This window comes from Amycolatopsis sp. NPDC004772 (assembly GCF_053601215.1).
The window spans coordinates 20,935-38,173 of the sequence record NZ_JBSGBK010000012.1 but is presented as its reverse complement, the minus strand read 5'-3'; the positions used below and the strand labels follow the sequence as shown (position 1 = coordinate 38,173).

Below are 17,239 nucleotides of genomic sequence, written 5' to 3'. Positions count from 1 at the left end.
TCCTAACGAACAACCCCGTACGCGCGATCAAGTGCGTCCACGATCTCCTTGCGCAGCCCGGCGCCGACGGCGATCGTCGCCGCGGAACCGACCGTGTGCTCGGTGCCGTCGCGGTCGACGACGACGCCGCCGGCCTCGCGCACGAGGAGCACGCCGGCCATGGTGTCCCACGGGTTGTTGGACAGGATCAGTGCGGCGTCGAGCTTTCCGTCCGCCACCCAGGCGAGGTCGATGGCCGCCGTGCCGAGCATCCGGATCTTCTGCGCCCGCGCGCCGAGATCCGACAGCAGGGTCAGCCGCGCACGGTTCTTCTCTTCGGCGAGCTCGCCGATCGCGAAGTCCCCGACGGCGATCATCGCGTCGGAGATTTCCGTGGCGGTGGAAGCGCCGACGCGCTCTCCGTTCGCGAAAGCACCTTCACCGCGCGCGGCGGTGTAGGTGACTCCGAGGTACGGCAGCGTGATCGCGGCGACCGTGCTGTGTTCGCCGTCCACGAGCGCCAGGGAAATCCCGCACAGTGGAATTCCGCGCGCGAAGTTCGCCGTCCCGTCGATGGGGTCGAGCGCCCACCAGCGGCCACCGCCGTCCCCGCTGCGGCCGCGCTCCTCCCCGAGGATCCCGATCTCCGGCGTCTCGGCGGTGAGGAACGCCCGCAGCGCGTCCTCGACCGCGGTGTCGACGTCGGTCACCAGGTCGCGATCGCCTTTCGCGGAAACCGAAAAACTCGGGCGCGACCGGACGATCTCCGTCGCCTTCGCCACGGCCTCGCGCGCGATGTCCAGTAGTGCGGCATGCTCGGTCATGCCACCAACCTAGTGAAGGGCCGCGGAGATGACCGACCTGTTCCCGCTCGCCACCACCGCCGACGAGCAGCAACGGCGGGCGTCGGTCGCGGTGCTGCCGATCGGCAGCTTCGAGCAGCACGGCGCCCACCTGCCCCTGGCGACCGACACGGTGATCGCGGCCACCCTGGCCCGCGCGGTCGCCGCCGCGTACCCCGTCCTCCACCTGCCGCCGATCACGATCTCGTGCTCGCACGAGCACGCGGGGTGGGCGGGCACGGTGAGCATTTCGGCGCGCACGCTGCACGCGGTGGTCACCGATGTGGCCGCGTCGCTGAAGGCGTCCGGGGTGGAGCGGCTCGTGCTGGTCAACGGGCACGGCGGCAACTACGTACTGTCCAATGTGGTCCAGGAAGCGGCGGGCGCGATGGCGCTCTTCCCCGGCGTCGCGGACTGGCAGGCGGCGCACACCGCGGCCGGCCTGCGGACGTCCCTGGACGACGACATGCACGCGGGCGAGCTGGAGACGTCGATCCTGCTGCACGCCCACCCGCACCTGGTCCGGCCCGGACACGAAACGGCCGACCACGTCACCGACCGGGAGCACCTGCTGACGCTGGGCCTGCGGGCGTACACGGAGTCGGGCGTGGTCGGCCGTCCTTCGCTGGCGAGTGCGGCGAAGGGGCACGTCGTGCTGGACACGCTGGTGCAGCGCTTCGCCAACGTCCTCGAGGTGCTCACCTTGTCGTGAGTGGTAAGGAGGGTTCTAACCCTCCTTACCACTCACGAGCCGGCGAGGGCCTGGTCCAGGTGCGGCAGCAGGTGGGCCATCCGCTCGGCCTTCGTGCGCAGGTACCGCAGGTTCTCCGGATTCGGCGGAACCAGCAGCGGAACCTGCTCACTGATCCGGATTCCGTAGTGCGTCAGCTGTTCGACCTTCTTCGGGTTGTTCGACAGCAGCCGCACCGAGCGGATGCCGAGGTCGGTCAGGATGCCCGCCGCCGCGTGGTAGTCGCGGGCGTCGACCGGCAGGCCCTGCGCCACGTTCGCGTCGACCGTGTCGAGGCCTTCGTCCTGCTGCAGCCGCATCGCTTCGAGCTTCGCGAGCAGGCCGATCCCGCGGCCTTCGTGGCCCTGGACGTAGACGAGCACGCCCGAGCCTTCCTCGACGATCCGGTCCAGCGCCGCCGCCAGCTGGTCGCCGCACTCGCAGTGCGTCGAGCCGAAGACGTCGCCGGTCAGGCACTCGCTGTGCACCCGGGTCAGCGCCCCGAGCGGGGAGACGTCGCCGTAGACCAGCGCGACCTGCTCGGTGCCGGTGCGGTCGAGGTAGCCGACCGCGCGAAACGTCCCGTGCCGGGTCGGCAGCCGGGTCTCGACGACTCGTTCGACCACGGCCCGGCGCGGCAGATCCCCGACGACCTCACTTACGGTCATGACTGTAACCCCACTTCCGATTCGATCCCGGTGCCGGCCGCGACGCGCGGAGCGGGCACGGCACCGGTGTGCGGAGCGCGGGTCACGCGGAACCCGGCGACACTCCGGACGAGCAGGACACCGGCGCCGGGCAGGCTCGCGACCAGCGTGAGCACGCCGTAGACGACAGCGACGGTGACACCTTGGGCGGCCCCCAGACCGGCCGCGCCGAAGAGCAGGGCGCAGACGCCCTCGCGCGGGCCGAAGCCGCCGACGTTGAGGGGCAGGCCCATCGCGAGCAGCGCGAGGACCATCAGGGGCACGAGCTGCCACACCGGCGCGGCCACCCCGGCGACGCGGGCGGCGACGACGAACAGCGCCAGGTGCCCGGCCAGGGTCGCGACCGACAGGAAGCCCACGCTGGGCCAGGTCTCGCGGGTCAGCAGGCCGAGGCGGACGTCGGCGAGGGTGACGGCGAAGCCGCGGCGCCACTTCGACGGGCTGTGGATCCAGCGCCCGCCCAGCAGGCGGCCCACCACCAGCGCGGCGACGGCGGCCAGCACGACGACCACCCCGGCCACCACGACGACCTCGCGGAACGCCGCGGGCACGACCGACGGCGACGCGAGCACCACGGTGACCGCGGAGGCGATCAGCACGACCTGGCCCGCGGTGCGTTCCAGGACGACGGCCCGCACGCCGCGCGGCACGTCCCCGCTGTCGCGGCCGTGCTGCACCGCGCGGTGGACGTCGCCGAGGACGCCGGCGGGCAGCACGCCGTTGAGGAACAGCGCGCGGTAGTAGTCGCCGACCGCGGCGCGCAGCGAAAGCCGCAGGCCGAGCCGGGTGGCGACGATCTGCCAGCGGCCCGCGCTGAACACCGTCGTCGCGAAGCCGATGGCGAGGGCGGCCAGCACGCCGGGCGCGCTGATCCGGCCGAGTCCGTCGAGGAAGGCAGCGCTGCCGAGCTGCCAGACGAGGACGGCCAGGATGCCGACGGCACCGAGGATCCGCAGCCAGGCCAGCGCCCGCTTCACGCCGCCACCTCCAGGCTCGGCGGCAGGACCAGCAGGTCGCCGTGGTGGATGACCGCGTGCAGCTCGCCGGCCGCCGCCATCTCGAGCCGCCGCTGCAGGTAGACGTCGGCGACCGGGCGCAGCTCGGGCAGCTGCTCGACGGCGGCGCCGACCCAGCCCTCGAGCCACTGCCGCTGCAGTTCCGCCTGGTCCGGGCCGAGCCGCCAGGCGCTGTCCGCGCGGACGACGGTGGCACCGAGCCTGCCGAACGCGGTCGCGGCGACGTCCACGGCGTTCGGGCCGAGCAGCCGCCGGCCGTCTTCGGTGACCCGCCGCTGGTGGGCGTTGAACGCGGCGGCGAGCGCGGGGTCGAGCGGGTCGGCGGGCGAGAGCTCCACCTTGCCGGTGACCGACAGCATCAGCAGCGCCGCGCAGCCCGCTTCGACGACCGCCGTGGCGAGCGCGGTGATCTCGTCCCGGGTCAGCAGGTCGAGCAGGGCGGACGCGGTGACCAGCGACGTCCCGGCGAGGTCGGCGGCCCGCAGCGCGGTGATGTCGCGCCGCTCGGCGACGACGTCGACCGGGCTGCCGTCGAGCGCGGTGCCCGGGAGGCTCGCCTGCGCGTGGGTGAGCAGCGCGGTGTCGTGGTCGTGGAGGATCCAGTGCTGGGTGCCGGGCAGCCGGGCGGCCAGCCAGCGGCCGAGCGAGCCGGTGCCGCAGCCGAGGTCGCGGACGACGAAGTCCTCCGGCAGGAAGTCGCGGAGCGGGTCGACGAGTTCGGTCGCGCGAGCCGCGGCGTCCGCGGGTTCGCGTAGGTAGAGCCAGTCCGGCTCGAACGCGCTCATGCCGCCGCCTCCTGCCGGAGGAGGATGTCGGCGATCCGGCGGGCGGTGTCGTCCCAGCCGCTCAGGGTCTCGCGGCGCAGCTTGGCCGACGCCCGGAGCCGGGCGCGCAACGCCGGTTCGGTGAGCCAGCGGCGCAGGGCGGCGCCCAGCGCTTCGACGTCGTCGCCGGGGACGAGCATCCCGGGCACCGAGCCGTCCGGCGCGACGCCGACCGTGTCGGGCAGCGCGTCGACGTCGGTGGTCAGCACCGGCACGCCCCGGGCGAGGGCCTCGGTGACGACCATGCCGAAGGTCTCGGCGCGCGAAGGCAGCACGAGCAGGTCGGCGGTGTGGTAGGTCGCCTCGAGCGCCCGGCCGGTGCGCGGGCCGGTGAGGGTGAAGCGGGCGCCGAGCCGGTGCTCGCGCAGCCGCTCGACGTACTTGGTCTCGCGGCGGATCCCGCCGACGCATTCGCACGTCCAGCGCAGGTCGGCGACCGTCTCGAGGGCCTGGGCGAGCACGCCCTGGCCCTTGCGCGGGGTCACGTTGGCCACGCAGACCAGCCGGGAGACGCCGTCGGTGCCCACGGCGAGCGGCGCCGGGTCGACGCCCGGCGTCACCGAGTGCACGCGGTGCGGGGCGAGGCCGTGGTGGTCGATCAGCCGGCGTGCGGCCCACTCGCTGGTCGCGACGACCGAGCCGACCGCCCGCAGCGTCTCGCGCTCCAGCGCGTCGAGCTCGGCGGCGAGCGCGGGCGGCAGGCCGGTCTCGTCGGCCAGCGGCAGGTGCACCAGCACCGACACCGACAGCCGCCGCGCCGCCGGGACGACGACCTCGGGCACGCCGCAGGCGACCAGGCCGTCGAGCAGCACGGCCGAGCCGGTGGGCAGCGCGGCGAGCAGGTGGCCGAGGACCGCGCGGGCCTCGGTGTCCGGCCGTGGCCAGGTGCCGGCGACGGCGATCTCGTGCACGTCGAAGCCCGCGGCGGCGAGCCGGTCGCACATCCGCCGGTCGTAGGTGTTGCCGCCACTGGGGACGGACGAGTCGTCGACGTCTCCGGGGAGGATCACGTAAAGGGAGTTCACAGTGCACGCTCGTAACTCGCCCACGCGACGTGCGATTCGTGCAGCGAGACGGCGATCCCTTCGAGGCCGCGCGCGCCTTCGCCGAGGCGTCCGGCGTGGACGGCGTCGGCCAGGCGGTCGGCGATGACCTTCGCGAGGAACTCGGTCGAGGTGTTGACGCCCTTGAACTCCGGCTCGTCGTCGAGGTTGCGGTAGTTCAGGTCGCTCAGCACCGCCTTGAGCTCTTCCGTGGCCTTGCCGATGTCGACGACGATGTTGTCCTCGTCGAGCTCGGTGCGGCGGAAAGTCGCATCCACCAGGAAAGTCGCGCCGTGCAGGCGTTGCGCGGGACCGAAGACTTCCCCGCGGAAGCTGTGGGCGACCATCACGTGGTCACGGACGGTGATGCTGAACACCAAGACCTCCGATGCGTTCGGGTGGACGTGGTCACTGCGGCTGATACATGACACGGAGGCACAGGGCGGAAAGTTCATTTGCCGCCAGCCGGGGTAACACGGAAGGAAGATCTTCAAACATGCACTCGGCGCTGACCAGGGCTTCGAACGCCGGATCGGCCAGGAGTTCGAGTGCGACGCCGAGGCGCTCGGCGTAGTCGCGGTCCGGTCGCGCGACCGTCCCGACCTGGCTGCTGCGGATCACCAGGCGTCGCGAATGGAAGTTCTCCCCGAGCGGGACGCTGATCCGGCGGTCGCCGTACCAGGACAGCTCGACGACTTCCCCTTCCGGCGCGAGCAGGTCCAGGGCCTTGGCCAGGCCGGCCTCGGACGCGCTGGCGTGCACCACGAGATCGCAGTCGCCCAGTGCTTCTTCGGGAGTCGAGAAGTCGACACCGAGCGCCACCGCGATGTCCGCTTTGGCCGGATCGACGTCGACCAGCTGCACTCTCGCCGCCGGGAAGCCACTGAGGAGCTTGGCGACGCTCGCGCCGACCATCCCGGCCCCGATGACGGCGATCCGGTCACCGAGCCGCGGGCGCGCGTCCCACACGGCGTTCACCGCGGTCTCGACCGTGCCGGCGAGGATCGCGCGACCGGGCGGGACGTTTTCGGGCACCGGTGTCACCGCGCTCGCCGGGACGACGTACGCGGTCTGGTGCGGGTAGAGGCAGAACACGGTCTTGCCCCGGAGGTGCTCCGGCCCGTGTTCGACGACGCCGACGTTGAGGTAGCCGTACTTGACCGGGCCGGGGAACTCACCTTCCTGGAAGGGGGCGCGCATGACGTCGTGCTGGCTCGCCGGGACACCGCCGCGGAAGACGAGGGTTTCGGTGCCGCGGCTGACGCCGGAGCACATCGTGCGGACGAGCACGTCGTCCGGTCCGGGGTCGGGCAGCCGCTCCTCGCGCAGCTGTCCCGCGCCGGGACTTTGAACCCAGAAAGCCTGTTCCACGTGTTTCTCCTCAGCGGGCGACCGGAGGCTGGTGTCGCCACCCTATGAGCAATTCGCGGAGTCGACGATGATCAAACAGGACCTTCTCCTGCGTGCGGTGATCCCGGCGCCGGTGCTCGCCGCGGGGGTCTTCGCGGGCGGTTCCGCCCCGCTGGCCTGGGCGACCGGAGCCGTCTACGGCCTCGCGCTGGTGCTGCTGACCGAGTGGGGGCTGCGCCGCAGCGGCCGCCCCGCCTTCGGGCCGGCGGACTGGATCACCTTCGCCCGCGCGATCCTCGTCGGCTGCGCCGCGCAGCTGATCGCCTCGGGCGATTTCTCCCTCGGCTGGCTGGTCGGCCTGGTCGGCGTCGCGCTGCTCCTGGACGGCCTCGACGGTCAGGTGGCCCGCCGCACGGGAACGACGTCGGAGTTCGGCGCGCGGTTCGACATGGAGGTCGACGCGTTCCTCATCCTGCTGCTGTGCATCCAGGTGTCCCGCACGCTGGGGCTGTGGGTGCTGGCGATCGGCCTGATGCGGTACGTGTTCGTCGCGGCGTCGTGGGCGATGCCGTGGCTGACCTCGCCGCTGTACCCGAGCATGGCGCGCAAGACGGTGGCCGCGGTGCAGGGCGTGGTCCTGGTGGTCGCGGTCTCGGGCCTGTTGCCGGGTGTCCTGACGTACGCCGCGGTGGCGGTCGCGCTGGCTTCGCTGGCGTGGTCGTTCGGCCGGGACGTCGTCTGGCTGGCCCGCCACCGCGTCGAGCAGCCGCCGGCCCGCATCGTGACGTTCACCCGGGCGACCCTGCGCCGCCCCCTGGGCTACGGCCACAACCAGGCCGCCTGACCCGCTACGAACTCGCCTCACGAGCCGCCCGGGCGCGGCGTTTCCCCTCGTGCATCGCCACCACGCGGGCGATCGGGATGGTGTGCCCCTCCTCGACCAGGTCCGCGGGCAGCACGAACGGCTCCGGCATCTCCTCCGTCCACGGGTCACCGTCGCCCAGCAGGGCCGGGACCGTGTGCACCGTGAAGTCGCCCGGCTTGACGTCGGCGACGTCGGCCCAGCGGACCGGGTACGACACCGGGGCGCCCGGGCGGTGGCGCGGGCTGTACACCGAAACGACCGTTGCGCCGCCGGCCCGTGTGGAGTCCAGGAACACCTTGCCCTCCCGGCGCTCGACCACGAACTCCGTCGTGCCCAGGGCCGGGTCGATCCGCTCGGCGCGGGCCGCCACCGCGCGGGTCGCCGCCGCGATGTCCTCCGTCGACTGTCCGGGCGCGAGCGGCACGAAGACGTGGACGCCCTTCGAACCGCTGGTCTTCACCGCGCCGTCGAGACCGTCCTTGCGCAACGCCTCCCGCACCAGCTCGGCCGCTCCCACGGCCAGCGAGAAGGGTGCGTCCGCGGGCGGGTCGAGGTCGAGGATCAGGTGCGTCGGCCCGCTCGCGGGATCGCCCCGGAACAGCGTCGTGTGGTACTCGATCGCGCGCTGGTTGCCGAACCACAGCAGCGTGCGCAGGTCGTTGCAGAGCGCGTAGGTGACTTCGCGCCGCGAGCGGTCGGCCCACAGCGCCCGGCGCTCGACCCACTCCGGCGTGTACTTCGGCAGGTTCTTCTGCATGAACGGCTCCTGGCCGCGCAGCACCCGCACCACGCTCAGCAGCCGGTCGTGCAGCTCCGGCAGCATCCGGCCGGACACCGCCTCGAGGTAGTCGAGCAGCTCCCGCTTGGTGACCCCCGCGTCCGGGAAGACCTCCTGGTCGAGACTGCTCAGCTTGACGCCGTGGCGCACCTCATCACCGCTCATGGGCCCACCCTCGCGCCCCCGCGGGAGGCGGTCAACTCCCCACGAGCGGGCGGCCGGTCCGCAACCGCCACCGCAGATCCACCAGGCAGAGGTTGAACGGGAACCGCCGCAGCGGCCCGGGCAGGACGCGGACGACCCGGCCGAGCGCGGCGAGGAGCGCGGCGAACCGGCGCTGGTCGGCGGCGGTCCAGGGCAGCCGCATCTCGTCGCGGAAGCGCTGCGGGAGGAACCCCGTGGTCACGAACCGGTGGAACCGCCGTCCCGGCACGGCGAACACCGGCGGCAGGAACTCCAGGTCGACGATCCGGGTCAGGTACCGGCGCACGGTGTCGTCGACGCCGATCGCGGCCAGCCCGCCGGCCCAGTACTCCTCGAAGGCCGCCCGGTCGCCGGGCCACATCTCCGGACGCACCTGCAGCGTGGTCCCGAGCGCGGCGGCCTCGGCGTAGAACCGCTCCGGCTCGCCGCCGACGAACGCCAGGTAGACGTCCTCGAAGCCCTTGTACAGGCAGGCCGCGACCCACAGCTGGAGGTCGGTGTCGAAGGCGTCGTACGCGACCGGGCTCGACGCGGTCGAGTGCACCTGAGCGTGTGCCCGGTTGACGCCCTGCCGGTACGCCGCGCGCTCGGCGTCGGTGCCCATCGTCGCGACCGCCAGGTAGGTCAGCGTGGTGCGCGTCCGCTTCGCCGGGTGGCGGAAGAGGTTGCCGCTGTCGACCCGGCTCTCCAGGACGCCGTGGCCGACGGGTGCGCGGGACAGCTGCATGATCACGTTCGCGCTGCCGGCCAGCAGCCCGGCGCCGATGACGGCGTCGCGAAGGGCGGTCTCGGTCATCACCTGAGGGAACGCTCCTGTTGACGACCTGTCAAGAATGCTGAGCCGCCCGGGCGAACGCGATCAACGCCCGCGCGGCGGGACTCAGCGGCCCCTCCGTCCGCCACGCCAGCGCGAGCATGCCCCGCAGCCCCGGCCCGCGGAGCCCGACGACCTGCAGCTCCGCCTGGTGGTACCGAGCCAGCGACGCCGGCACGATCGCCACCCCCAGCCCCCGCGTCGCCAGCTGCACCAGGAAGTTCGGATCGGCCGCCTCGAACGCGATCCGCGGTGTCAGCCCCGCCCGGGCGAAGGCCGCGTCCAACGCCGTGCGCAGGCCCGTCCCCTTGGGCAGCGCCATCAGCGGCAGGCCGTCGAGGTCGGGGATCGCCACCTCGTCCCGCCCGGCCAGCGGACCGGACGGCGCGGTGACGGCCAGGAACGGCTCTTCGAGCAGCACTTGCGTCGCGATGCCGGGCGGCGGAGCCGTCGAGATGCCGACGACGGCGAGGTCGAGCCGCCCCTCGCGCAGCGCCGCCAGCATCGTGTCGGAGTCGGCCTCCGAGAGCGTGATCTCGACCGCCGGGTACCGCTCGTGGAAGCCGGCCAGCAGGTCGGGCAGCCCGATCGGGCCCACCGACGTCACCATGCCGATCGCGACCTGCCCACGGACCAGCCCGGCCAGCTCCTCGACGGCTTCGCGCACCCCCTGCACCGCCGCGAGCGCGGCCCGGGCGTGCGGCAGGGCCGCCGCGCCGACGTCGGTGAGCCGGACCGTCCGGCCGGAGCGGTCCAGCAGCTCCTGCCCCAGCTCCCGCTCCAGGCGTTTGACCTGCGCACTCACCCCGGGTTGAGCCACGTGCAGGCGCTCGGCCGCGCGGGTGAAGTTGCCTTCTTCCGCGACGGCGACGAAGTAGGCGAGCTGATGCAGTTCCATAAGCACCGATTCTAGTCAGCAGAAAAACCAGATCTTGGACTTCTGATCGGGCTCGCCCGAAGCTGGAGGCATGAACCTCCTCCAGCCCGGCCAGGACGGGTACACCGAAGAAATCGCCGGATTCCAGACGGCGGTGCCGACGTCACCCGCGGCCGTCGTCGCCGCCGAGAGCGCCGAAGACGTCGTCGCCGCGGTGCGCTACGCCGCCGAGCACCGGCTGCCCGTCGCGGTCCAGGCCACCGGGCACGGCCTGACGGCCGGCACCGACGGCGTCCTGATCAGCACCCGCCGGATGACCGGCGTCGAGATCGACGCCACGGCCCGGACCGCCCGGGTCGAGGCGGGTGTCCGGTGGGAAGCGGTCATCGAAGCCGCCGGCGCGCACGGCCTGGCGCCGTTGAGCGGCTCGTCGCCGGACGTCAGCGTCGTCGGCTACACGCTCAGCGGCGGCTTCGGGCTGATGGCCCGCCGGTACGGCCGGGCCGCCGACCACGTCCGTGCCCTCGACGTCGTGACCGCCGACGGCGAGCTCCGGCGCGTCGAGCCGGGCTCGGACCTGTTCTGGGCCCTGCGCGGTGGCCGCGACGGCTTCGGCGTCGTGACGGCGATCGAGTTCTCCCTCCTGCCGGTCGCCGAGCTCTACGGCGGCAGCCTCACCTTCGACGGCGCCGACGTGCCGGCCGTGCTGCGCGCCTGGCGGACGTGGTCGGCGGCCGCGCCGGACACGCTGACGACGTCACTGGCCATGATCCAGTACCCCGACCTGCCGGTGGTGCCCGCGCCGGTGCGTGGCCGGCACGTCGCCCAGGTCCGGATCGCGTACCTCGGCGAGGACGGCGACGACGTCGTCGCGCCGCTGCGGGCCGTCGCCCCCGCGCTGGCGGACACGCTGCGGCGCATGCCGTTCACCGAGTCGGGGTCGATCGCGGCCGAGCCGCGGCAGCCGCACGGCTACCACGGCACCAACGCGACCGTTTCCCAGCTGAACGAGGCCATGCTCGACGCGATCGTCGAGCACGCGGGCCCGGGCGCGGCCGCGCCGCCGGTGCTGATCATCGACCGGCTCGGCGGTGAGCTCGCCCGGACCCCGGAGGTGCCGGGCGTGGGCTGGGACTCGGCGGCCGAGTTCGTCGTCCGGGCGTTGACGGTGGTCGGCGACGACGGCGTCGCGGCAGCCCGGCGCGTGCACGCGAAGCTGTTCGACGCGCTGGCGCCGTGGACGACCGGCCGGCTGCTGCCGTTCGTCTACGGCGAGCACGCGCCGGACGAGGTCGCGGAGAGCGTCTTTTCCGGCGCCGACCTGCGGCGGCTGCGGGAGCTGAAGCGCCGGTACGACGCCGGGAACGTCTTCCGGGCCGGGTGAGGCGGGCAGAAGGCCGGGGATCGGGGGCCATATACTCGGCCGGCCTGATCACACCGATAGGGGAACCGTCTTGCGCACGATGAGTCACGAGGACTACCTCGGCATGCGGCGGTTCCCCGGGCTCGACGGCCTGCGCGCGCTCGCCGCGACGATGGTCATCTTCTTCCACTTCGGCGGGCCGAACTGGACGTGGCTGTCGGGCTGGGTCGGCGTCTACCTCTTCTTCGTGCTGTCCGGGTTCCTGATCACCACGCTGCTGCTGCGCGAGCAGGACCGCAACGGCCGGATCTCGCTGTCGAACTTCTACATCCGGCGCGTGTTCCGGATCCTGCCGCCGTACCTGGTGATCCTCGGCGGGATCGTGGCGTTCGTGATCCTGCGCGGCGAGTTCTACTCGCGCGACTTCCCGCAGGCGCTGAAGTACTACCTGACGTTCCTCAACGAGTTCCTGCCGGCGGCCACCACCGGCACGGACAACTTCTTCAGCGGCTCGTGGACGCTCGGGATCGAGGAGAAGTTCTACCTGGTCTGGCCGTTCCTGCTGGTCGCGATCGGGATCGGCGCGGCGAAGCGCAAGTTCCTGCTGGTCGGCACGGCGATGATCGCGCTGCTGGCCCTGGTCCCGCTGACCACCGGCGGCTTCGTCCTGAACGAATCGCAGACGGCGATCTACCGCTCGACGATCCACTACTTCATCCTGGCGGGCGGCTGCCTGCTGGCGATCCTGCTGCACTACCGCCGCGGGTACGCGCTGCTGAAGCCGCTGACCCACCCCCTGGCGGCGATCCCGATCGTCGCGGCGTTCGCGCTGCTGCACACGAACTTCGACGACCTGTGGCACGAGACCCGCAACAACCTGTGGCTGCTGGTGGCGTACGCGGGGCTGACGATGCTCCTGCTGATCGTCCTGGTGAGCCCGGGCCCGCTGCGCTGGCTGCTGAGCACGGCCCCGATGCGGTTCGTCGGTGAGCGCTCGTACTCGCTGTACCTGCTGCAGGGGCCGGTGCACTTCGCGGTGGTCCAGGCGGTGCCGGGGCTCGCACCGCACCGGACGGTCTCGGCGCTGACGGTGTTCATCGTCGGCCTGGCGATCGCGGACCTCATCCACCGCTGGGTCGAGAAGCCCCTCATCGACGTCGGCAAGCGCCTGATCACCCGCAAGGACACCCGGCGCGCGGAACAGCAGGAGGCAGACCGCCCCGCCGCAACGCGCGCCGAGCCCGAGCCGGCGCCGATCGGTTCCTAGCGCTCGTCGGTTCCCGGCCGCGGGGCGCCTTCGGCACCGGTGGCGCGGAGCCACGAAGCCCCCCGCAGCCAACAGCGCCGGCGTCAGCCGCCGGAACCGCGCGCGAGAGTCTTCGTACGGAGCCCGCGCCGATCGACCCGGACCGCTCTGAACCGAGGAGTTGTGGCGGCGCTACACCGCGCGCCTGGCGCAGGCCGGCACCGGCCCGAACCGGCGCCGATCGGTTCCTAGCGCTCGTCGGTTCCCGGCCGCGGGGCGCCTTCGGCACCGGTGGCGCGAAGCCACGAAGGCCCCCGCAGCGACCAGCGCCGGCGTCAGCCGCCGGAACCGCGCGCGGGAGTCTTCGTACGGAGCCCGCGCCGATCGGCCCGGCGCGACGCGCGCCGGCGCCGATCGGTTCCTAGCGCTCCAGGACCACGATCGGGATGACCCGGGTGGTCTTCGTCTCGTACTCCGCGAAGCCCTCCGCGTGCGCGACCATGCCCGCGTACAGGCGGTCGCGCTCGGCGCGGTCGGCGATCACGGTGGCCGTCGCCTCGAACTTCTCGGTGCCGACCTCGACCGTGACCTTCGGGTTGGCGACCAGGTTGTGGTACCAAGCCGGGTTCTTCGGCGCGCCGCCCATCGACGCAGCGACGACGTAGCGGTCGCCGTCCTTCGTGTAGACGAGCGGGGACAGGCGCTCCGCGCCGCTCTTCGCGCCGGTGGTGGTGAGCAAGAGCACGTTCTTGCCCTCGAAGTAGTTGCCGACCTTGCCCTCGTTGGCCCGGAATTCCTCGACGACCTGCTTGTTGAAGTCGTTCATCTCGGCTGGCGTGGTCATGGGATCCCCTTGTTTCTGGCCGGTACGCTCAAGCGGGCGCGAGGTACGCTCGGGCGAAGAGTTTGTTTTGCAAGCAAAGCTACCGACGGGAGGTGAGCGGTGTCAACGGAGGCCGGACCGAGTGTCGAGGACGGCGTGCGGCAGCTCCTGCTGCTCATGCCCCGGCTGGTCGGCCGCGCGAAGCGCACCCCGGTGCCGGCCGAGCTCGACGGCTGCGCGCTGGCGCCGCGGCACCTTTCGCTGCTGTCTTACCTGCTCTTCGACGGCCCGATGACGGTCACCGAACTCGCCACCCGCCTCCAGGTGGCCCCGACGACGGCCAGCCTGATGGTCGGCGACCTCAGCCGCCAGGGCGTCCTGAACCGCGACGAAGACCCGGCCGACCGCCGCCGCACGATCGTCAGCATCACCGACGACAAGCGCCCGGCCGTCGACGCCTGGCTCGCCCGCGGCGCCAAGGCCTGGAGCGACGCCCTGACCCCGCTCACCCCGGCCGAGCGCCGCCTGGTCATCACGACCCTGGAAGCCTACGAACGCGGCACCTGCGAAGGCCCCACCTGCTGACCCCCGTGATCAGAGGGGTCGACACGGCGTTATTCGTCGCCGCGCTTTTCGCGGGCCAGCTTGCGCTGGGCTTCCGCGCGTTCCCGGCACTTGCGGAGGAATTCCTCGTCGTCTTCCGGGCTCGTGGCCGCGAAGCGGCCCGGGCGGTCGTACTCCGGGAACGCCGGCGCCTGGCGCTCGTACGGGCCGCGCGCCCGCGCCACCTGCTGCGGACGGCCCGCCACCAGCCAGATGATCGAGCCGACCAGCGGCACCACCAGCACGAGCAGCAGCCACAACCCCTTCGGCAGGTTGCGGCAGGACCCCTCGTCCGTGGTGATCACGTCGACCAGGCAGAAGATCCACAACCCGAACGTGACGACGCCGAGCAGGCCGTTGAAATACAGCAATTCCCCGCCTTCCCCCAAAGGATGAACGCGGTAAGTCTTAGCAGAAGCCCCGGGCCGTTCAGCCGCGGGTCACCCGCAGGCGAACGGGCATCCGGAGATTCGGCGACGAAACCCAGGAGACTTCCGCTTCTGTCAGGCGGAATCCACGCAACGCCCCGAGAACGCCGGCCGCGAGAGCGTGCGCTTGCCGCGCGCCCGGGCACGCGCGCTGCCCCGCCCCGAACGGCGTCCCGGCGAGGGACACCGTCACGTCGGCGCCGTCGACCCGGCGGCGCGTGGCGAGCACCGGCTGTTCGGCCGGTTTTCCGGTCAGGGCCGCGAAAAGCTCGTTCCCGATGAGCCCCGCCGTGGCGTCGCAGGCCTGGACGAGCAGGCCGATCCGCGCCGCCGCGAGTTCCGTCGGCCCGCCGCACACCTCGACCAGCCGCGCCAACGCCGCTTCCGCGTCCGCGCCCGGCGTCACGTGCGGGTGGTAAGCCGCCGCGAGCGGGACGACGTCGGCCGAGACGTCCGGCAGGCCCAGCGCTTCGGCGAGCACCCCCACCGGCACCGGCCGCGCGATCCGCGCCATCACGTCGACGACTTCGACACCCGCCACGATCGCCGAAGTACGCGAGAAAGCGTTGTCCTGCAACAACTCTACGTCAAGATCACCCAGCAGATCCACGGCGAGCGCCCGCCGCCGGACGTGGTCGGCGCCGTTGCTGAAGCGGGCGACGGACGCCCGCAGCCACGCGACACTCCCCGGAGCACCATCGACGGGCACGGGCGGAACCGGAGCGGAAAGCGAAGTCATAGCGCGAAGTTAGCCGCGGAAAACGTCGGCGAGCGCCGAAGTTTCACAGCACCGGAGCAGCCGGGAACCACGTCGCCTGCGGCCCACCGCACCGCGTCGGGCGCGGGACGTCGTGCTGGAACCACCACGCCTCGGTGACGCGGCCGTCCGGCAGCCGGTACGTCGGCGGGCCGCCCACCCGGCCGAGCCCGGCCGCCTGCAGCGACCGCGCGCTGGCGACGTTGCCGACCTCCGCGCCGGCCCGCACCCGCGTCAGGCCGAGGTGGTCGTGCGCCAGCGTCAGCCCGGCCGCGAAGAGCACGCGCCCGAACCCGCGGCCGCGGTACGCCGGCGCGAGGTAGCCGCCGGTCTCCGGGCCGCCGTCCTCGCCCGTGTGCACGCTCACCAGGCCGACGCAGCGGTTGGCCTCGACGTCGATCATCACCAGGTCGACGGACTGCGGATCGGGGGACGCCCAGTCCGGCCCGGTGCCGGGCACGACCCGCAGCGCGTCCGCCCGCGCCGGCTCGGCGACGATCGAGTCGCGCTGCCAGCCGAGCCACCGCTGCGCGGCCGGATCACTGCCCCCGGCCACGGCGGCGGCGTACTCCCACGCGGTCGGCGTGCGGAAGAGGAAGCGCCCGCCGCGCAGCACGTGGCCCTGCCGGTCGCAGGTCCGCTTGGTCATCAGGCGGCCCCGGCGGGTGAGCCGGTCGAAGATCCCCTTGGTGGCTGGCAGCATCGCGGCGAAATCGTAGCGGAGCGATCCGGCCGGGAGTTGCTATCGTGGCGCGATGACGGCCGTACCCGAGGCAACCGAACTGGACGGCTCCGGCCGGTCCGCCCAGCCTCGCCAGCTCATCGTGACGGTGTACGGCCTCTACTCGCGCACCGAAGGCGGCTGGCTCTCGGTCGCCTCGCTGATCGACCTGCTGGCCGCGGTCGGCGTCGACGAGCCCGCGGTGCGCTCGTCGATCTCCCGGCTGAAGCGGCGCGGGATCCTCGAAGCGGTCCGCCGCGACGCGACGGCGGGTTACGAGCTGTCCGACGAAGCCCGCGAAATCCTGCGCGAGGGCGACGAGCGGATCTTCCGCCGCGGCCGCGCGACCCCGGCCGACGGCTGGCTGCTCGCGGTGTTCTCGGTGCCCGAGACCGAACGCCACAAGCGCCACCTCCTGCGCACCCAGCTCGCCCGGATGGGCTTCGGCACGGCGGCCTCCGGCGTCTGGATCGCCCCGGCCCACCTGCACGCGGCGACCGAGGAAGCGCTCACCCGGCTCGGCCTGGCCGGGTACGCCGACCTGTTCCGCGCCGACCACCTGGCCTTCGGCGACGTCGCGGCGAAGGTCCGCGACTGGTGGGACCTCGACCGGCTGGACGAGCTGTACACGACCTTCCTCGACGAGCACGGGCCGGCGCTGCGGCGCAAGTCCGTGACGGAGGAGCAGGCGTTCGCCGACTACGTCCGGGTGCTGACCGGCTGGCGGCGGATGCCCTACCTCGACCCGGGCCTGCCCGCGGAGTTCCTGCCGGCCGGCTGGTCGGGGATCCGCGCGGCCGAGCTGTTCTTCCAGCTGCACGCGCAACTGGAGACGCCGGCCCGCGCGTACGTCGCGAAGGCGATCAACCTCGGCTGAGCACCGCGAAGCCCTGGACCTCGACCAGCGCCTCCTCGTCCCACAGCCGGGACACGCCGATGCCCGCCATCGCCGGGTACTCCGTGTCCGCGAGGCGCTTCCACACCCGGCCGATCTCGCGCGCGTGGGCGCGGTAATCGGCCATGTCGACGATGTAGACCGTCACGCTGCACAGATCCGCCGGGGAGCCGCCGGCCGCGCGCAGCGACGCCAGGAGGTTGCCGAGCGCGCGCTCGAACTGCTCGACCACGCCGTCGCCGACGATCTTGTTCGACGCGTCCAGCGCGGTCTGCCCGGCGAGGAAGACCACCCGGCCCTCGGCCACCACTGCGTGCGAGAACCCGGACGGCCGGCCCAGCTCCGGCGGGTTGATGCGTTCCATGCGGGACACG

The 17,239-nt window shown here is 72.7% G+C and carries 21 protein-coding genes; 6 read left to right on the top strand and 15 right to left on the bottom strand.

From position 1 onward, the window contains the following. Positions 1 to 2: 2 nt before the first annotated feature. Positions 3 to 803 carry an inositol monophosphatase family protein gene (locus ACWEF6_RS10245; RefSeq protein ID WP_449682619.1) on the bottom strand — a complete coding sequence of 267 codons (801 nt, stop codon included), beginning with the start codon at positions 801 to 803 and terminating at the stop codon, positions 3 to 5. Between the two features lie 28 nt (positions 804 to 831). Between ACWEF6_RS10245 and ACWEF6_RS10240 the strand changes: the two genes are divergently transcribed. Then, a complete protein-coding gene (locus ACWEF6_RS10240; protein WP_449682618.1) occupies positions 832 to 1,533 on the top strand; it encodes a creatininase family protein in 702 nt (233 codons plus the stop codon). 32 nt (positions 1,534 to 1,565) lie between these two features. On the opposite strand, the gene ribA is transcribed toward ACWEF6_RS10240, so the two are convergent. The 6 genes from ribA to ACWEF6_RS10210 are packed head-to-tail and all read right to left on the bottom strand — an operon-like array spanning position 1,566 to position 6,512. After that, positions 1,566 to 2,219, bottom strand: coding sequence for a GTP cyclohydrolase II (gene ribA / locus ACWEF6_RS10235; protein WP_449682617.1), 654 nt, complete (start codon positions 2,217 to 2,219; stop codon positions 1,566 to 1,568). Next, entirely contained in the window at positions 2,216 to 3,235 is a 1,020-nt protein-coding gene (locus tag ACWEF6_RS10230; protein ID WP_449682616.1) for a lysylphosphatidylglycerol synthase transmembrane domain-containing protein, read from the bottom strand. Before ACWEF6_RS10230 ends, ribA begins: the two co-directional genes overlap by 4 nt. Continuing rightward, positions 3,232 to 4,059: an SAM-dependent methyltransferase gene (locus ACWEF6_RS10225; protein ID WP_449682615.1), complete on the bottom strand. Its 828-nt coding sequence runs from the start codon at positions 4,057 to 4,059 to the stop codon at positions 3,232 to 3,234. The genes ACWEF6_RS10230 and ACWEF6_RS10225 overlap by 4 nt, the downstream gene beginning before the upstream one ends. Further along, positions 4,056 to 5,123 (bottom strand): glycosyltransferase family 4 protein, encoded by a 1,068-nt coding sequence (locus ACWEF6_RS10220; protein ID WP_449682614.1) that lies wholly within the window; start codon positions 5,121 to 5,123, stop codon positions 4,056 to 4,058. Before ACWEF6_RS10220 ends, ACWEF6_RS10225 begins: the two co-directional genes overlap by 4 nt. After that, positions 5,120 to 5,518, bottom strand: coding sequence for a 6-pyruvoyl trahydropterin synthase family protein (locus ACWEF6_RS10215; RefSeq protein WP_449682613.1), 399 nt, complete (start codon positions 5,516 to 5,518; stop codon positions 5,120 to 5,122). The genes ACWEF6_RS10220 and ACWEF6_RS10215 overlap by 4 nt, the downstream gene beginning before the upstream one ends. A gap of 31 nt (positions 5,519 to 5,549) precedes the next feature. Continuing rightward, complete coding sequence (locus ACWEF6_RS10210) at positions 5,550 to 6,512, bottom strand: zinc-dependent alcohol dehydrogenase (protein WP_449682612.1); 963 nt, start codon at positions 6,510 to 6,512, stop codon at positions 5,550 to 5,552. Between the two features lie 67 nt (positions 6,513 to 6,579). Between ACWEF6_RS10210 and ACWEF6_RS10205 the strand changes: the two genes are divergently transcribed. Beyond that, positions 6,580 to 7,335, top strand: a complete 756-nt coding sequence (locus ACWEF6_RS10205) for a CDP-alcohol phosphatidyltransferase family protein (protein ID WP_449682611.1) — start codon at positions 6,580 to 6,582, stop codon at positions 7,333 to 7,335. Positions 7,336 to 7,339: 4 nt separating this feature from the next. Here the strand turns inward: ACWEF6_RS10205 and ACWEF6_RS10200 are convergent, their stop codons facing one another. From ACWEF6_RS10200 to ACWEF6_RS10190, 3 genes are read right to left on the bottom strand one after another with little or no spacing between them, the layout of a single operon-like run. Beyond that, on the bottom strand, positions 7,340 to 8,299 hold the full coding sequence (locus ACWEF6_RS10200) for a DNA polymerase domain-containing protein (RefSeq protein ID WP_449682610.1): 960 nt from the start codon (positions 8,297 to 8,299) through the stop codon (positions 7,340 to 7,342). A 31-nt stretch (positions 8,300 to 8,330) separates the two neighbouring features. Beyond that, positions 8,331 to 9,134, bottom strand: coding sequence for an oxygenase MpaB family protein (locus ACWEF6_RS10195; RefSeq protein WP_449682609.1), 804 nt, complete (start codon positions 9,132 to 9,134; stop codon positions 8,331 to 8,333). 31 nt (positions 9,135 to 9,165) lie between these two features. Next, complete coding sequence (locus ACWEF6_RS10190; protein ID WP_449682608.1) at positions 9,166 to 10,050, bottom strand: LysR family transcriptional regulator; 885 nt, start codon at positions 10,048 to 10,050, stop codon at positions 9,166 to 9,168. 70 nt (positions 10,051 to 10,120) lie between these two features. Here ACWEF6_RS10190 and ACWEF6_RS10185 point away from each other — a divergent pair, with 70 nt between their 5' ends. Both ACWEF6_RS10185 and ACWEF6_RS10180 read left to right on the top strand, forming a co-directional pair. Next, positions 10,121 to 11,413, top strand: coding sequence for an FAD-binding oxidoreductase (locus ACWEF6_RS10185; RefSeq protein ID WP_449682607.1), 1,293 nt, complete (start codon positions 10,121 to 10,123; stop codon positions 11,411 to 11,413). Positions 11,414 to 11,492: 79 nt separating this feature from the next. Further along, entirely contained in the window at positions 11,493 to 12,659 is a 1,167-nt protein-coding gene (locus ACWEF6_RS10180) for an acyltransferase family protein (RefSeq protein WP_449682719.1), read from the top strand. Between the two features lie 400 nt (positions 12,660 to 13,059). Here the strand turns inward: ACWEF6_RS10180 and ACWEF6_RS10175 are convergent, their stop codons facing one another. After that, positions 13,060 to 13,482, bottom strand: a complete 423-nt coding sequence (locus ACWEF6_RS10175) for a nitroreductase family deazaflavin-dependent oxidoreductase (protein ID WP_449682606.1) — start codon at positions 13,480 to 13,482, stop codon at positions 13,060 to 13,062. 99 nt (positions 13,483 to 13,581) lie between these two features. On the opposite strand from ACWEF6_RS10175, the gene ACWEF6_RS10170 reads away from it, so the two are divergent. Next, positions 13,582 to 14,046: a MarR family winged helix-turn-helix transcriptional regulator gene (locus tag ACWEF6_RS10170; RefSeq protein WP_449682605.1), complete on the top strand. Its 465-nt coding sequence runs from the start codon at positions 13,582 to 13,584 to the stop codon at positions 14,044 to 14,046. Positions 14,047 to 14,075: 29 nt separating this feature from the next. Here the strand turns inward: ACWEF6_RS10170 and ACWEF6_RS10165 are convergent, their stop codons facing one another. Genes ACWEF6_RS10165 through ACWEF6_RS10155 form a run of 3 tightly spaced genes read right to left on the bottom strand, consistent with a single transcriptional unit; the run spans position 14,076 to position 15,952 of the window. Next, a complete protein-coding gene (locus tag ACWEF6_RS10165; RefSeq protein ID WP_449682604.1) occupies positions 14,076 to 14,435 on the bottom strand; it encodes a PLDc N-terminal domain-containing protein in 360 nt (119 codons plus the stop codon). Between the two features lie 58 nt (positions 14,436 to 14,493). Continuing rightward, complete coding sequence (locus ACWEF6_RS10160; RefSeq protein ID WP_449682603.1) at positions 14,494 to 15,231, bottom strand: hypothetical protein; 738 nt, start codon at positions 15,229 to 15,231, stop codon at positions 14,494 to 14,496. A 43-nt stretch (positions 15,232 to 15,274) separates the two neighbouring features. Continuing rightward, on the bottom strand, positions 15,275 to 15,952 hold the full coding sequence (locus ACWEF6_RS10155) for a GNAT family N-acetyltransferase (RefSeq protein WP_449682602.1): 678 nt from the start codon (positions 15,950 to 15,952) through the stop codon (positions 15,275 to 15,277). A gap of 52 nt (positions 15,953 to 16,004) precedes the next feature. On the opposite strand from ACWEF6_RS10155, the gene ACWEF6_RS10150 reads away from it, so the two are divergent. Further along, complete coding sequence (locus ACWEF6_RS10150) at positions 16,005 to 16,847, top strand: PaaX family transcriptional regulator (RefSeq protein WP_449682601.1); 843 nt, start codon at positions 16,005 to 16,007, stop codon at positions 16,845 to 16,847. On the opposite strand, the gene ACWEF6_RS10145 is transcribed toward ACWEF6_RS10150, so the two are convergent. Beyond that, positions 16,834 to 17,229, bottom strand: coding sequence for a RidA family protein (locus ACWEF6_RS10145; RefSeq protein ID WP_449682600.1), 396 nt, complete (start codon positions 17,227 to 17,229; stop codon positions 16,834 to 16,836). The two genes, ACWEF6_RS10150 and ACWEF6_RS10145, sit on opposite strands and share 14 nt — an antisense overlap. Positions 17,230 to 17,239 lie beyond the last annotated feature (10 nt).